Here is a 15,101-nt window from a genome sequence, read left to right as displayed (position 1 = left end):
ACCGATGAAAAATATGACATTAAAAAATATAACCGCTGCCTGCCATGGAACCTTCCATGGTGACAGCAGTTTTCTTGAAAAAGAGATTACCGGCGTTGCAATCGACAGCCGGAAAGCAGCACCGGGATTTCTTTTTGTCCCACTCAAAGGAGCCCGTGTAGACGGCCACACCTTTATCCCACAGGTTATGGAACAGGGTGCACTTGCTACTCTTACAGAAGAAGATCCTTCTTCCCTTACCTGTCCCTGCATTCATGTAGAATCCTGCGAAAAAGCACTTCGTGATATCGCAGCGTTTTACCGCATGCAGCTTGACATCAAGGTTGTCGGCATCACCGGAAGTGTTGGCAAGACCAGCACCAAAGAGACGATTGCCTCTGTCCTTTCCCGGAAATACAATGTTCTTAAGACAGAGGGAAACTTTAACAACGGAATCGGACTTCCGCTTACCATCTTCAATCTTACCGAAGAACATGAAGTCGCTGTCCTGGAGATGGGAATTGACCATTTCGGAGAGATGCATGAACTTGCATCCATCAGCCAGCCGGATATCTGTGTAATCACCAACATCGGTCTTGCACACATGGAAAATCTCGGAAGCCGCGACGGAATCTTAAAAGCCAAAACCGAAGTTTTTGATCATCTACGTCCAAATGCTTCTGTCATCTTAAACGGAGATGACGACAAACTTTCCACAGTCGCAGAGGTACAAGGGAAAAAGCCTGTTTTCTTCGGTCTTTCAGACCAGCTGGATGCCTATGCTGACGGAATCGTAAGTCAGGGACTTCGCGGAACTGACGCTGTACTCCACCTTCCACTTGGTGAAATCAACGTACATATCCCGGTACCTGGAAATCACATGGTTTATAATGCTCTCGCCGGAGCATGTGTCGGCATGAAGCTTGGACTTACTCTGGAGGAAATCCAGACCGGGATCTCTTCCCTGAAGACGATTGCCGGACGTACCAATCTGATCGACACAGGATCTCTTTTGATCATCGATGATTGCTACAACGCTAATCCGGTTTCCATGAAATCTTCTCTGGATGTACTTTCTACCGCAACAGGAAGAACCGTAGCTGTAATGGGCGATATGTATGAGCTTGGTGATAAGGAGAATGAACTTCACTACAATACCGGCGCACATGCTGCCGAGATCGGCATTGATGTGATCTGCTGTATCGGAGAACTTTCCCACCACGCATATGAAGGTGCAAAAGCCTGTGCAAAGAGCAGTGCCGTACTTTACTTTAAAACCAAACAGGACTTCCTGGGAAAAATCCGGAATGTTGTCAAAAAAGATGATACCATTCTGGTCAAAGCTTCCCACGGTATGGAATTTCCTGAGATCATTGATGTACTCAGACAGATGAAGTTTTAAGAGAGGTAAGACATGAAATATCAGATACTTGTTCTTGACCTGGACGGAACACTTACCAACTCCAGGAAAGAAATCACTCCACCAACGTTAAAGGCTCTGATCGAGATCCAGGAAGCCGGAAAAAAAGTTGTTCTTGCAAGCGATCGCCCTACATACGGCGTGGTTCCCCTTGCCAGGCAGCTCCATCTGGAACGTTACGGAAGCTATATCCTATCCTTCAACGGAGCACGGATCACTGACTGCCGCACCGGCCAGGTCATTTACAACAAAACACTTCCGCAGGACGTGATTCCGGATATCTACCGAATCGCTTCCAACTACCCGGTTGATATTCTGGCTTATGAGGATGGACAGCTCCTGTCCGGATTTACCCCGACAAAATATTCCGAATTAGAATCCCGGATCAACCATTTACCAATTGTACAAATTGATAATTTCTGCGAGAAAGTATCCACATTTCCAAACAATAAATTTCTCCTGACCGGAGAACCGGATAGCATCGCTGCTGCTAAAGAGGAAATGTCCGCTCATTTCCATGGTTATATCGATGTTTACTGTTCGGATCCATTTTTCCTCGAAATTGTTCCAAAGAATGTAGACAAAGCCGCCTCTCTTCTGAAGCTTCTTACCAGCATCGGTCTGACTGCTGATGAAATGATCTGCTGCGGTGACGGATACAACGACCTGACTATGATCGAAACCGCAGGTCTTGGAGTGGCAATGGAAAATGCACAGCCACTGGTCCGTGAAAAAGCAGATTTTATCACAAAATCAAATGATGATGACGGAGTTCTCTATGTGATCGATCAGTTTATGCGCGATTGACCGTCGTAGAAATATCATTTCTCAAAATATAGAAATCCCGGAGAACTGGTTTTACTTCCAGTCTCCGGGATTTTTGTTTTCAGTATTTTTCTGTACTTAGATTTCTGCAGTTTCCGCGTCGTCAGTCTCTTCCAGTACTTCCGCATACTTGTCCAGAATGATCTTCTGGATTCTGTCTCTTGTACCGGAATTGATTGGATGCGCAATATCACGATATTCCCCATCCAGTGCTCTCTTACTCGGCATTGCAATGAAAAGTCCTTTTTCCCCTTCAATGACTTTAATATCGTGAACGACAAATTCTTCGTCCATTGTAATTGATACTACTGCCTTTAATTTTCCTTCTTTTGCTACTTTGCGCACGCGTACATCTGTAATCTGCATAACTTTCTAGCCCCTTTCTCCAGTAACGCACATACCGGTCCGCTCCTTTTCCTTTATTTGACCGGCATGCCTTCTGATCCGGACTCTTACAAGTCCCCCTCAGTTTTTATAATGCGTACCTTTCGTTCTTTTCTATTACTACTTTCACGCCATCTTCACCAACATGCCGTGTATTGGCACGGATCGTATCCCTGCTCTCTACAATACAGTTCTCAATGTAAGTATTGTCCCCAAGATACACATCATTTAAAATAATTGAGTTTTTGATCACACAATTATTTCCAACAAACACTTTTTTAAACAGAACCGAATTCTCAACGGTTCCGTTGATAATGCTTCCGCTTGCCACAAGGCTGTTCTTAACGACCGCACCCGGATTATATTTTGCCGGAGGCAGGTCTGTCACCTTGGAATAAATACTTGGAAGCTGCTTAAAGAAATAGTTCCGGACTTCCGGTTTGAGGAAATCCATGTTTGTCTTATAATAGGCATCGACCGTGGAAATATTGCTCCAGTAGTCTTTTATCTTATAACCGTATATCTTTTTCAGATTCTTGTATCTGATCAGGATATCCGTTACAAAATCATATCTGTCTTCCTCAGCTGAATGCTCGATCAGATCGATCAGCTGACGTCTACGGATGATATAGATTCCTGTGGAAATCGTGTTGGAATTTGCCACCATCGGTTTTTCCTCAAAATCTTCGATCCGCATATTTTCATTCATCTTCAGAATGCCAAAACGGGTTGCATCCTCGCCCTGATCTAGATCCCGGCATACCACAGTGATATCTGCTTTCTTGGCAATGTGGTATTCCAGTACTTTGTTATAATCCATCTTGTAAACCGCATCACCGGATGTGATGATCACATAAGGTTCATGGCACCTCTTCAGGAAATCCAGGTTCTGATAGATCGCATCTGCCGTTCCACGATACCAGTAGCCATTGTCTGCGGTGATCGTCGGTGTAAATACATAAAGACCACCCTGCTTACGTCCGAAATCCCACCACTTGGAAGAATTCAGATGTTCATTCAGTGAACGTGCATTATACTGAGTAAGCACTGCTACCTTCTGAATGTGCGAATTGGACATATTGCTGAGTGCAAAATCAATTGCCCGGTAGCTTCCTGCGATCGGCATCGCTGCCACTGCACGCCTCTGTGTAAGCTCCCGCATCTTGTTGTTGTTACCGCCTGCTAAAATGATTCCAACTGCTCTCATGATCTGTCACCCGCCTTTATCAATACTCCGCCGCTTTCAAGAGCACCCTGTACATAATCCTCCTTCACGGTAATACCGCTGATCGCAGTATTCTTTCCAATCTGTACTCCTGCCGGAATCACAGAATTCTCACCGATCGTAACCAGTCCGGAATTGTAGATATCAGACCTGAGCTTGTTCGGTGCTTCATTGCCGATTCCAAGGGTTACATTATCTCCAACCTTAACATTCTCCGCAATGATCGCTTTGTCGATCACACAGTCATTTCCTATCGCAACATCCTGCATGATGATCGAATCCCGGATCACGCAGCCTTGTCCAACAACAACACCTGCGCCGATCACACAGTTATGTATCTCGCCGTATATCTCAGCTCCGTCGCCAATGATGCTTCTGTCGATCACAGCTTCTTTTGAGATATACTGTGGCGGTATAATTGAATTATTCGTATAAATTTTCCAGAATTCCTCATAAAGATTAAATTCAGGAATAATGTCGATCAGTTCCATATTAGCTTCCCAGTAAGAACTCAATGTACCGACATCCTTCCAGTAACCATTATATTCATATGCAAACAGTCTCTGCTTCTTTTCATGACAGTACGGAATGATATGCTTTCCGAAATCACATCCCGGCTGATCTTTCATCTTGATCAGTGCCTCTTTGAGCACCGGCCAGCTGAAAATATAAATTCCCATGGACGCAAGATTGCTCCGCGGATTCGCCGGCTTCTCCTCAAACTCGGTGATTCTCTTGTCTTCGTCGGTAATTACGATTCCGAAACGACTTGCTTCTTCGATCGGAACCGGCATTGCCGCGATCGTCACATCTGCATGATTCTCCTTGTGAAAATCCAACATGACCTCGTAATCCATCTTGTAAATATGATCTCCCGATAAGATCAGTACATAATCCGGATTAAATGTCTCCATATACTCCAGATTCTGATAAATTGCATTCGCCGTTCCTGTATACCATTCGCTGCTTGTACTCTTCTCATACGGCGGAAGAATTGACACCCCTCCGATATTCCGGTCCAGATCCCACGGAATACCAATTCCAATATGTGTATTAAGCCTGAGTGGTTGATACTGGGTCAGGACACCGACTGTATCGATTCCTGAGTTGATACAGTTACTCAGCGGAAAATCAATGATCCTGTATTTGCCGCCAAATGCAACAGCCGGTTTAGCAACTTTTGCAGTCAGGACGCCAAGTCTGCTGCCCTGTCCTCCTGCCAATAGCATTGCTATCATTTCCTTTTTTATCATGTCTTCACCCCTTCTCAGTAATTCTGGTTTTTTCATTATAACATATTACATACATATAGTGAACATATTTTACAAAAATATTTCTGTTTACCTATCTTTTTTATAGAAATATCACAAAAAGAAAAGGTTTGGTTTTTGACCTATCTATGTTATAATTATGCACGTAAGTCAAATACTATGAAACAAATTCACAGAACAGGAAGTGTCATTATGTATAAAATTGATTTTAATCAGCCTTGCCATATCCACTTCATCGGAATTGGCGGCATCAGTATGAGTGGACTCGCTGAGATCCTTCTTGAAGAAGGCTTCACAGTATCCGGATCCGATAACAAAGAATCGGCACTTACGGATCATCTGTCTCAGAATGGTGCAACCGTATTTTACGGTCAGAAAGCTTCCAATATTATAGACGGTATCGACCTTGTAGTTTATACCGCAGCGATCCACGAAGACAACGAAGAATTTGCAGAAGCAAAGCGTCAGAATCTTCCGATGTTATCCAGAGCAGAATTACTCGGTCAGCTTATGACTAACTATAAGACACCGGTTGCTATATCCGGTACACACGGTAAGACAACCACAACCTCTATGCTTTCTCATATTGCTCTTGCAACAGACCTGGACCCGACAATCTCTGTCGGCGGTATCCTGAAAGCGATCGAAGGCAATATCCGTGTCGGCGGACCTGACCTTTTTATTACGGAAGCATGCGAATATACCAACAGTTTCCTGCACTTTTTCCCGAAAATCGGTATTATTCTGAATGTGGATGCGGATCACCTGGACTTTTTTAAAGACCTGGACGATATCCGTAATTCTTTCCACCTTTTTGCTAAGCTTCTTCCGGAAAACGGAACTCTCGTCATCAACGGAGATATTGATAAAATTGAAGAGATCACCTCCGATCTTTCCTGTCGTGTTATCACTTTTGGCAAAGAAGCTTCCCTGGATTACAGTGCAGCCAATATTACTTATAACGAACAGGGCAATGCCTCTTTCGATGTCGTAAAAAACGGACAGAATGTTGCACATCTCGTTCTTGCAGTCGGCGGTGAGCACAACGTATATAACGCACTTGCGGCAATCGCAGTTGCCGATATTCTTGGTGTTCCTGCGGAGACGATCCAGACAGGTCTTGCTTCCTTCCACGGAACAGACCGCCGTTTTGAATACAAAGGTGAAGTCGGCGGAGTGACCATCATTGATGATTACGCACACCATCCGACAGAGATTGCTGCAACGCTGAAAAGTGCTGCACATTATCCACATAAAAAACTGTGGTGTATTTTCCAGCCACATACTTATACCCGTACAAAAGCATTATTCTCAGAATTTGCTGAAGCACTCGCACATGCAGACCATGTAATCCTTGCTGACATCTATGCAGCGCGTGAGACAGATACTTTAGGCATCTCTTCCGCACAGCTTGCAGATGCAGTCAAAGAACATGGATGCGACGCAACTTATCTGCCAAGCTTTGCAGCCATCGAAGAGTTCGTCACCACCCATTGCCAGCCTGGCGATCTTCTGATCACAATGGGTGCCGGAGATGTTGTAACCATTGGGGAAGACCTGTTAAAAGCCTGATTTTCTCCAATATTTGCGAAATTTTATTTGTAATAACAAAAATTTCCGTCAGAAAATTCTTTTTTACAATCTGGGATGATGTTATAATGAACAAAGTCAGAAAAGAAAGGAAGCGGAAATTATGAGTGCACTTATTTTGCGCAATCATTCCCACAATAACATAACGATCGTGGAGAATGACTTTATCGATCATTATATGGTATCTGCGAACGGAGAATATGTAAAAGTCTATCTTCTTCTTCTCCGTTATCAGAATATCCCGGAGCAGCTTCCGGATATCCCGCAGATGGCAGACCTTCTGGAGAATACCGAAGGCGATATCCTGCGCGCACTCAAATACTGGGAAAAAGAAGGAATTCTTTCTCTCGAATATGACGAAACAAATGAACTCGCCGGAATCTGTATCGGAAAAGCACCAACTCATCAGACACCTGTCAAAGCGGCTTTCCATACACCTTCCGCACAGTCTGCTTCCGTTCATGAAAAATCTCCGGTCGCGCAGTCTGATGGAAATACCACTGTTTCAGACAAAGCTGCCGGTCAGAATCTTCCTGCATCAAGACGTTCCCTTGCTGCAAGAAGAGAATTAAAGCAGATTCTTTTTATTGCTGAACAATATCTTGGCAAAACCTTATCCCGTACCGATGTTGATACGATTACCTACTTTTATGATTCCCTTGGTTTTTCCGCAGACCTGATCGAGTATCTGATCGAATACTGTGTGGAGAACGGACATAAGAGCATGCATTACATTCAGAAAGTAGCACTTTCATGGGCAGATGAACATATTACAACCGTCGATCAGGCACGTAATTCCTCTGCATTTTACAACAAAACCTGCTATTCTATCCTGAATGCATTTGGCATCAAAGGGCGGGGACCTGCATCTGCCGAACTGGATTATATCCGCAAATGGCTGGAGGATGGGAATTTCGAACTGGATCTCATTCTGGAAGCATGCAACCGCACCATCAGTGCGATTCACCAGCCAAGTTTTGAATATACTGACAAGATTCTCGAAAACTGGAAGACGGGCAACGTTCGTACACTGGCAGATGTTGAGCGTCTTGATTCTGCCTTTGAGCAGGAAAAAGACCGGAGGAAAACTCCTTCGGGGCAAAACCATACACCTTCTGCCCAGCAGCCTTCCAAATTCCGTAATTTTGAAGAACGTTCTTACAATATGGACGAGCTTACCAAAAAATTATTACGCAGTAACTAAGAAAGGGGAACACTGTGCCGTTAACTAATTCACAATACAATGCGCTGATGCGCGTATATGAAGAAAAAAGAGCGAAGAGCCGCGACCTCGCGAATCTTCACTACGAGCATGCCTGCCAGAAGGTTCCGGAGCTTGCATCGATTGATGCCTCTATTTCTTCTGCCAGTCTTGATCAGGCGAAAAAGCTGCTCGCAGGCGATGACACTGCCCTCACTTCTTTGAAGGAAGATATCCGGTCTCTTTCTGACAGACGCCGCCGACTCCTTTCCGACGCCGGATTCCCGGAAGACTATCTGGAACAGCATTTTGAATGTCCGGACTGTCAGGATACCGGCTATGTCGGCACGAAAAAGTGCCATTGCTTTTTAAAAGCGATCATTGATCTGTTCTACACCCAGTCCAACTTAAAAGGGCTTCTCGAACAGGAAAATTTTGAACATTTTAATTTTGATTATTATTCATCCAATTATAGAGACCGGCTTTCCGGTCAGAATTCCCGCGAGCTTGCAACGCGGGCTTATCAGGAATGTATGAATTTCATCCACAATTTTGATACCGAACATGGTAATCTGCTCCTTTTTGGGAATACTGGTATTGGGAAGACATTTCTCAGTCACTGCATTGCAAAAGAAGTAATGGATTCTCTGCATTCCGTTCTTTACCTGACTGCCTCTGAATTTTTCGATGCGCTCCTTGAAAAAGCACTGACCAGGAATGATGAGAGCTGTCTTTTATATGAGCAGATCCACCAGTGTGATCTGCTGATCATTGATGACCTGGGAACCGAACGAAATACAGACTTTGTCGTTTCTCAGCTTTTTGTGTGTTTAAATGATCGGATCCTGAATAGGAAATCCACGATCATTTCTACTAATCTTACTCTGGAGGAAATCAAGACGAACTATACAGAACGTACATTTTCCCGGATAAGCAACCATTATAAGATACTTCGCCTTGCCGGTGATGATATCCGCATTCAAAAGAAACTTATGTACAGGGAGGAACACTGATGTTACATCGAAGTGAACGAATTCTGGATAATATTCCAGTTGGCTCTCTCGGCATTATTGCTGTAGACGGCTGTGAAGAGATGGGAAATAAAGTCAATGACTATCTCGTAAAATGGAGAAAGGAAGAGACTCGTTTCCAGAAAGACAATCTTGTTTTCAACGGCTACGAAAAGCCGAACTATCTGATCAACGCAAAGGTACCGCGTTTTGGATCTGGTGAAGCCAAAGGTATTATCAATGAGTCTGTACGAGGAAAAGACCTTTATCTGATGGTCGATGTCTGCAACTACAGCCTGACTTATTCGCTCAGCGGCAATACCAACCATATGTCACCGGACGACCATTTCCAGAACCTGAAGCGTGTCATCGCCGCTGTAGGAGGAAAAGCACGTCGTCTGAACGTCATCATGCCTTTCCTGTATGAAAGCCGCCAGCACAAGAGAAGCGGCCGTGAATCACTGGACTGTGCACTTGGTCTGCAGGAGCTTGTCCGCATGGGTGTTGACAATATCATCACTTTCGATGCACACGACCCACGTGTCCAGAATGCGATCCCGCTGAACGGATTTGAGACGATCCGTCCGACTTACCAGTTCGTAAAAGGACTTTTAAAGCATGTACCGGATCTTCAGATCGATGCTGACCATATGATGGCGATCAGCCCGGATGAAGGTGCAACCGGACGTGCAATCTACTTTGCCAACGTACTCGGACTCGACATGGGTATGTTCTACAAACGCCGTGACTACACAACCATCATAGACGGACGTAACCCGATCGTAGCACACGAATTCCTTGGCTCTTCCGTAGAAGGAAAAGACGTAATCATCCTCGATGATATGATTTCATCAGGTGACAGTATCCTCGATGTAGCACGCCAGCTCAAGATGCGTAAAGCAAAACGTATCTACGCTGCTGCAACCTTCGGACTTTTCACAAACGGTATGGAAAAATTCGACCAGGCTTACGAAGAAGGACTGATCAACGGAATCCTCACAACAAACCTGATCTATCAGACACCGGAACTGCTCAGCCGTCCTTACTACATCAACTGCGACATGAGCAAGTACATCGCACTGGTGATCGATACACTGAACCATGATGCTTCTATCAGCAGCATCCTTGATCCAAGCGAACGTATCCAGAATGTAGTTGAGAAATATAAAAAAGGGGAAGCGATCGATTAATTTATACGAGCGAAATTTTTCCGCTATATGACAAAAAATACTGCTTGAATATCATTTTGATATCTAAGCAGTATTTTTTTACTCTTAAACGTTAATTTGTGAATACTCGGTAATTTTCTTTCTTATCGTAATCTTTGCAGATTCCATCATCCTCATACATGGTATAACTGCTGTTTTTATATCCGATAAGCTGCAGATGTTCGGTATCAATATCCTTCACACACTCTGCCGCTTCTGCAACCGGGATACATTTACCATTTCGAATGAAGAGCGGTACTTCATTTGATGCCACATCTACATAATGGATACCTTTCGCGAGAATCTCTTCCGAAATGCTTCCATCCGGCAGGAACTTGACAAATTTCATTTCTTCCGGCAGATAAACATAACGGCCTCTTGCGTTCTGCTCGTAAACCGGAGCAATCATAATCTCGTTTCCGAGCATCAGCTGATCCTCTACTCGGATTGCTCTCTTGTCATCCGGATAAACAAACCCTAACGGCTTAAAATACATGTCATCACTCAGCGCAGCTTTCATGTACTCGCTGTACAGATACGGCACAAGACGATATCTGGTGTTAATGACAGCACGGAAATCCTCGATATTTTCGAATTGATAACACTCCTGCTCTCTTGTTCCCGTCGCCGAATGATTACGCATCAATGGTGTAAATACACCAAGTGCGAGAAAACGTAGCAGCAATTCTCTTGTTGTATCAGCACCAAAACCTCCAAGGTCAGCACCTGTATACAGGAAACCACACATGTTCAGAGACGGCAGCATCTTCAGGTTAAGAAGGATATGTGACCACCAGGATTTATTATCTCCGGTCCAGATTCCTCCATAACGATGCATTCCGATGTAAGAAGATCTGGAAAACATCAGAAAACGTTTTTCCGGGTCAATGCGTTCAAATGCTTCTCCGGCCGCTCTTGTCATATTATAGCCAAAAAGATTATGTACTTTGTCATGGCGGATCTTTTTGCCATCCACATTGTGATAAAATCTTTTATAGTCTTCCGGATTATTTGCAATACTGAGCATCTTGTCCTGCATTTCCCAGGAATGGATCTTGCCTTCGGTATCCTTTGCAAACTCTCCGGCAAGTTCTTTTGCCTCTGCAAGGCCTTCGGAAGAATAAAAGATCGCAGGCTCGTTCATATCATTCCAGAAACCTTCTATTCCCTGTTCGATCAGAAAACGATATTTGTCCCCGAACCATTTTCTGGCTTCCGGATTCAGCATATCCGGAAAATGGGTATCTCCCGGCCATACAGCTGCAACAAAATCACTTCCGTCTTCTCTCTTGCAGAAATAGTTGTTTTTGACACCTTCCTCGTAAATCTCATATCCCGGCTCAACCTTGACACCGGCATCAATGATCGGAATCAGGCGAATACTCTGGTCATTCATTTCCTGTACAAATTCCGGAAAATCCGGGAAATTCTCTTCACTCACTGTGAAATCTTTAAATGACTGCATATAGTCAATATCCATGTAAATCATGTCGATCGGAATATGATTCTCCCGATATCCTTTTGCGACAGTACGGAAATCTTCTTTCGTCGTATAACCCCAGCGGCTCTGTCCGAAACCAAAGGCAAACTTCGGTGGGATATAGCTGCGCCCAATCACATGGCGGAACTGTTTTACGATATCGTAAGCATTCTCTCCTTCGATCACATAAATATCCAGATCAGGATTTTCGCAAGATACCCTGAGGGTATCCTCTCTGTCATATCCAATATCAAAGGTCAGTTTTGACGGATAATCAAAAAACAATCCGAACGTCCTCTTTCCGCTCACAATAATGAAGTTGTGCGCTCCGTACAAAGAACGCTTGTCCTCTGTGTGTACCGGATCATCTGTACAATTACTGATATAACAGTACCCTCTCTTGTTGATTCCACGATTGGCTTCACCCAGACCATAGACAATGTCATCTTCATCCATGATATAAGTAAAAACAAATCCTTCCTCCTGACTGACCTCTCCATACGGGAGAACGCCCTTAGTTGTTTCAATCTTTTCAGTCAGTGCCTCCGTATCAAACGGAGTTCCATATCTATATTTTCTAATCATTTCTTTACCACCTAGTGTTTATAATATAGTACAAATGCTTCATATGGATTCAGAACAATTTTTCCTTCAAATTCTTTTCTTCCAAGGTTTGTGATCAGACACTCTGCGCCTTTAAATTCTTCCGGCACTTCTACTTCTGCATTCTTATCGCTGAAGTTGCAGACAGTCAGAAGCTTTTCCTGATCCTGTTTTCTTGTGTACGCAAAAATCTGTTCATCCTCACGGTAAAGAGGTTCAAATTCACCATAAACAATAATGTCTTTTTCTTTACGCAATCGGATCAGTTTCTGATAGTAGTGGAAAACAGAATCCGGATCTTCAAGCTGCTGTGCTGCATTGATCTTCTTGTAGTTCGGATTCACTTTGATCCACGGCTCGCCCTCTGTGAATCCAGCCTGTTTACTGTCGTCCCACTGCATCGGAGTTCTCGCATTGTCACGGCTTCTCAGCATCAGACATTTCATCATGTGTTCCGGAGTCATAAGACCTGATTCCGTAAACTCTTCAAAGTAATTAATACTTTCAATATCACGGTAATCTTCCAGTTTGTCAAAGTAAATGTTTGTCATACCAAGCTCTTCACCCTGATATACATATGGCGTTCCCTGCATCATATGAATACAGGTCGCCAGCATTTTTGCGGAGGTTTCTCTGTATACCGGATTGTCATTTCCAAAACGGCTGACACTTCTCGGTTGATCATGATTACCTAAAAACAAACTGTTCCACGCCTTACCCTGAAGTTCTTCCTGCCATTTGATCATAATATTTTTGAACTCTTTGAAGTCATATTTTGCAGTTGTCCACTTTCCATAATCTCCGCATCCACTCTCCACATGCTCGAATTGGAATACCATGTTCAATTCATTTCGGTCATCACCCGCATATTTCTGTGCTTCTTCTATTGTGACTCCTGCGGTCTCACCGACTGTCATGATATCATATTTTGAAAGAACTTTTTGATTCATTTCCTGAAGGAATTCGTGGATTCTTGGACCATGTACACAATATGGTCCAAAGTCTCCATAAAGACCGTTATTCATTTCTCCGTTCGGAAATCTCTGATCTTTGGAAATCATACTGATAACATCCATTCGGAAGCCATCGATTCCTTTTTCACACCAGAATTTCATCATGTCATAAACTTCCTGGCGTACTTTTTCATTTTCCCAATTGAGATCCGGCTGTTTTTTTGAAAACAGATGCAGATAATACATCTGAGTTTGCGGATCATATTCCCATGCAGAACCGCCAAATACTCCGCCCCAGTTATTAGGTTCTTTTCCGTTTACCGGATCTTTCCAGATATAATAATCACGATATGGATTATCTTTTGATTTTCTGCTTTCAATAAACCAGTTATGTTCATCTGAAGTATGGTTGACTACGAGATCCATCAGAATCCTGATGGATCTTTTGTGTGCTTCACACAACAATTCCTCGTAATCCTCCATCGTTCCATATTCTTCATAAATTCTGCGGTAATCAGAAATATCGTAACCATTATCGTCCTGAGGTGATTCCAGCATCGGAGAAATCCACAATACATTTACCCCAAGTTCTTTGAGGTAATCCAGTTTCTGTATGATTCCTCTGATATCTCCCACACCATCACCGTTACTGTCTTTAAAACTCTTTGGATATATCTGATATACTACACTTTCTTTCCACCATTTTTTCTCCATGCCAAATCTCCTCGTTTATAATTGTTTAGTATTATTTAACCGCTCCTGTAATAACACTATTCATGATACCCCATACATCTTAGCAAAATCAAGAGGTTTCTCGCGAAACTATAAAAGACAACAAAGTTTATTTCCTGTTTTTATACAGTCTGCACAAAAACAACCAGACCATTCCACCGGCTTACCTGTATACATGCAAAGTTGAAAAAAGGATCCTGTCATTCCCTGACAGAATCCCTCTTTACCAGATAGACTGGATTTTTTATATTTAATTCGTCCAGTGTCTCTCCCTGAATTAATTTCAGCAGACGTTTCAGCGCCACATGCGCCTTTTGCGGAACATCCTGATGAACCGTTGTCAGTTTCGGTCGAACCATACTTGCGTAGACACTGTCATCATATCCTGTAACAGAAATCTGATCTGGAACCATGATGCCTTCATCAAAAAAGAAATTTATCGCTTCCATCGCATTATAATCTGAGGAAAACGCAAGTGCTTTTGCTTCTAAAAAACGTGGGAGAAGCTCTCTGTATTTTCTGAGACGCAATCTTTTTTCACTCGGAATAATTATATATCGGGAGCGACTGCAGAATCCCCCCGATTTTTCCATCGCCTGTTTGAATCCCATCCACCGATAGTAATCACTGTCTCTCTCCGTTTCCGCAACAAACAATGCTTTCTTATATCCACAGGAATACAGGTATTCTCCGATCTGATACCCTCCCGAATAATCATCTATACCGACATTCTGGAAGGTATAAGCACCTTCCGGATAAGCATCGATCAGAATCATTTTCTTGTTTAATCTGCGCGAAAGCCTGCGATACTGTTCTTCATTGTAGCCAAGGATAAGCAATCCCTCTACATTCCATTTTGAGGCAATATCCACTACATTCTGAATACTTTCACCGCCAATAAGCATAACATAATATCCATTTTCTTCCGTTTCCATCTGAATCGTTCCGATCAGTTCTCCCACAAATGGATCCTGAAGTGACTGCATACCATGGGCATAAGAAAATCCGAGTACTACACCTATAATTCTGGAACCATGGCCGGAAAGCATCACGGAACCCATATGCGGAACATAGTTCTGTTCTTTAAGAATAGTCGTGATTTTATCAATCGTTTTCTGGGAAACTCTTTTGGTATTGCCATTTATAACATTAGATACCGTAGTACGGCTGACACCTGCCATTTCTGCAATATCCTGAAGTCGAATCATAAAATCTTCCTC

General features: G+C 43.3%; 12 protein-coding genes. 6 read left to right on the top strand and 6 right to left on the bottom strand.

All coding sequences use genetic code 11. The features are described from left to right. The first annotated feature begins 4 nt into the window (after positions 1-4). Both PGU50_RS15445 and PGU50_RS15440 read left to right on the top strand, forming a co-directional pair. A complete protein-coding gene (locus tag PGU50_RS15445) occupies positions 5-1,381 on the top strand; it encodes a UDP-N-acetylmuramoyl-tripeptide--D-alanyl-D-alanine ligase (RefSeq protein ID WP_022221116.1) in 1,377 nt (458 codons plus the stop codon). A 12-nt stretch (positions 1,382-1,393) separates the two neighbouring features. Further along, complete coding sequence (locus tag PGU50_RS15440) at positions 1,394-2,206, top strand: Cof-type HAD-IIB family hydrolase (protein ID WP_270247355.1); 813 nt, start codon at positions 1,394-1,396, stop codon at positions 2,204-2,206. A gap of 96 nt (positions 2,207-2,302) precedes the next feature. On the opposite strand, the gene spoVG is transcribed toward PGU50_RS15440, so the two are convergent. The 3 genes from spoVG to PGU50_RS15425 form a co-directional block, all read right to left on the bottom strand. Next, complete coding sequence (spoVG, locus tag PGU50_RS15435; protein WP_008368997.1) at positions 2,303-2,590, bottom strand: septation regulator SpoVG; 288 nt, start codon at positions 2,588-2,590, stop codon at positions 2,303-2,305. Positions 2,591-2,696: 106 nt separating this feature from the next. Further along, complete coding sequence (gene glgD, locus PGU50_RS15430) at positions 2,697-3,815, bottom strand: glucose-1-phosphate adenylyltransferase subunit GlgD (RefSeq protein ID WP_117559025.1); 1,119 nt, start codon at positions 3,813-3,815, stop codon at positions 2,697-2,699. Further along, positions 3,812-5,086, bottom strand: a complete 1,275-nt coding sequence (locus PGU50_RS15425) for a glucose-1-phosphate adenylyltransferase (RefSeq protein WP_055157904.1) — start codon at positions 5,084-5,086, stop codon at positions 3,812-3,814. The genes glgD and PGU50_RS15425 overlap by 4 nt, the downstream gene beginning before the upstream one ends. Positions 5,087-5,296: 210 nt before the next feature. On the opposite strand from PGU50_RS15425, the gene murC reads away from it, so the two are divergent. The 4 genes from murC (at position 5,297) to PGU50_RS15405 (ending at position 10,095) form a co-directional block, all read left to right on the top strand. After that, positions 5,297-6,676 carry a UDP-N-acetylmuramate--L-alanine ligase gene (gene murC / locus PGU50_RS15420; protein ID WP_270247353.1) on the top strand — a complete coding sequence of 460 codons (1,380 nt, stop codon included), beginning with the start codon at positions 5,297-5,299 and terminating at the stop codon, positions 6,674-6,676. A gap of 121 nt (positions 6,677-6,797) precedes the next feature. Next, positions 6,798-7,898 (top strand): DnaD domain protein, encoded by a 1,101-nt coding sequence (locus tag PGU50_RS15415; protein WP_270247352.1) that lies wholly within the window; start codon positions 6,798-6,800, stop codon positions 7,896-7,898. 14 nt (positions 7,899-7,912) lie between these two features. After that, on the top strand, positions 7,913-8,908 hold the full coding sequence (locus PGU50_RS15410; protein WP_270247351.1) for an ATP-binding protein: 996 nt from the start codon (positions 7,913-7,915) through the stop codon (positions 8,906-8,908). Next, on the top strand, positions 8,908-10,095 hold the full coding sequence (locus PGU50_RS15405; RefSeq protein ID WP_270247350.1) for a ribose-phosphate pyrophosphokinase: 1,188 nt from the start codon (positions 8,908-8,910) through the stop codon (positions 10,093-10,095). Before PGU50_RS15410 ends, PGU50_RS15405 begins: the two co-directional genes overlap by 1 nt. Before the next feature lie 91 nt (positions 10,096-10,186). Here the strand turns inward: PGU50_RS15405 and PGU50_RS15400 are convergent, their stop codons facing one another. The 3 genes from PGU50_RS15400 to PGU50_RS15390 form a co-directional block, all read right to left on the bottom strand. Continuing rightward, positions 10,187-12,178: a glycoside hydrolase family 31 protein gene (locus PGU50_RS15400; protein WP_270247349.1), complete on the bottom strand. Its 1,992-nt coding sequence runs from the start codon at positions 12,176-12,178 to the stop codon at positions 10,187-10,189. 11 nt (positions 12,179-12,189) lie between these two features. Then, positions 12,190-13,863 carry a glycoside hydrolase family 13 protein gene (locus tag PGU50_RS15395; RefSeq protein WP_117824501.1) on the bottom strand — a complete coding sequence of 558 codons (1,674 nt, stop codon included), beginning with the start codon at positions 13,861-13,863 and terminating at the stop codon, positions 12,190-12,192. 218 nt (positions 13,864-14,081) lie between these two features. Then, positions 14,082-15,089 (bottom strand): LacI family DNA-binding transcriptional regulator, encoded by a 1,008-nt coding sequence (locus tag PGU50_RS15390; protein ID WP_117559018.1) that lies wholly within the window; start codon positions 15,087-15,089, stop codon positions 14,082-14,084. Positions 15,090-15,101 lie beyond the last annotated feature (12 nt).

It is taken from the genome of Coprococcus sp. AM11-30B (assembly GCF_027674365.1).
GTDB classification, from domain to species: Bacteria; Bacillota; Clostridia; order Lachnospirales; family Lachnospiraceae; genus Allocoprococcus; species Allocoprococcus comes.
This window is presented reverse-complemented; position numbering and strand designations above follow the sequence as displayed.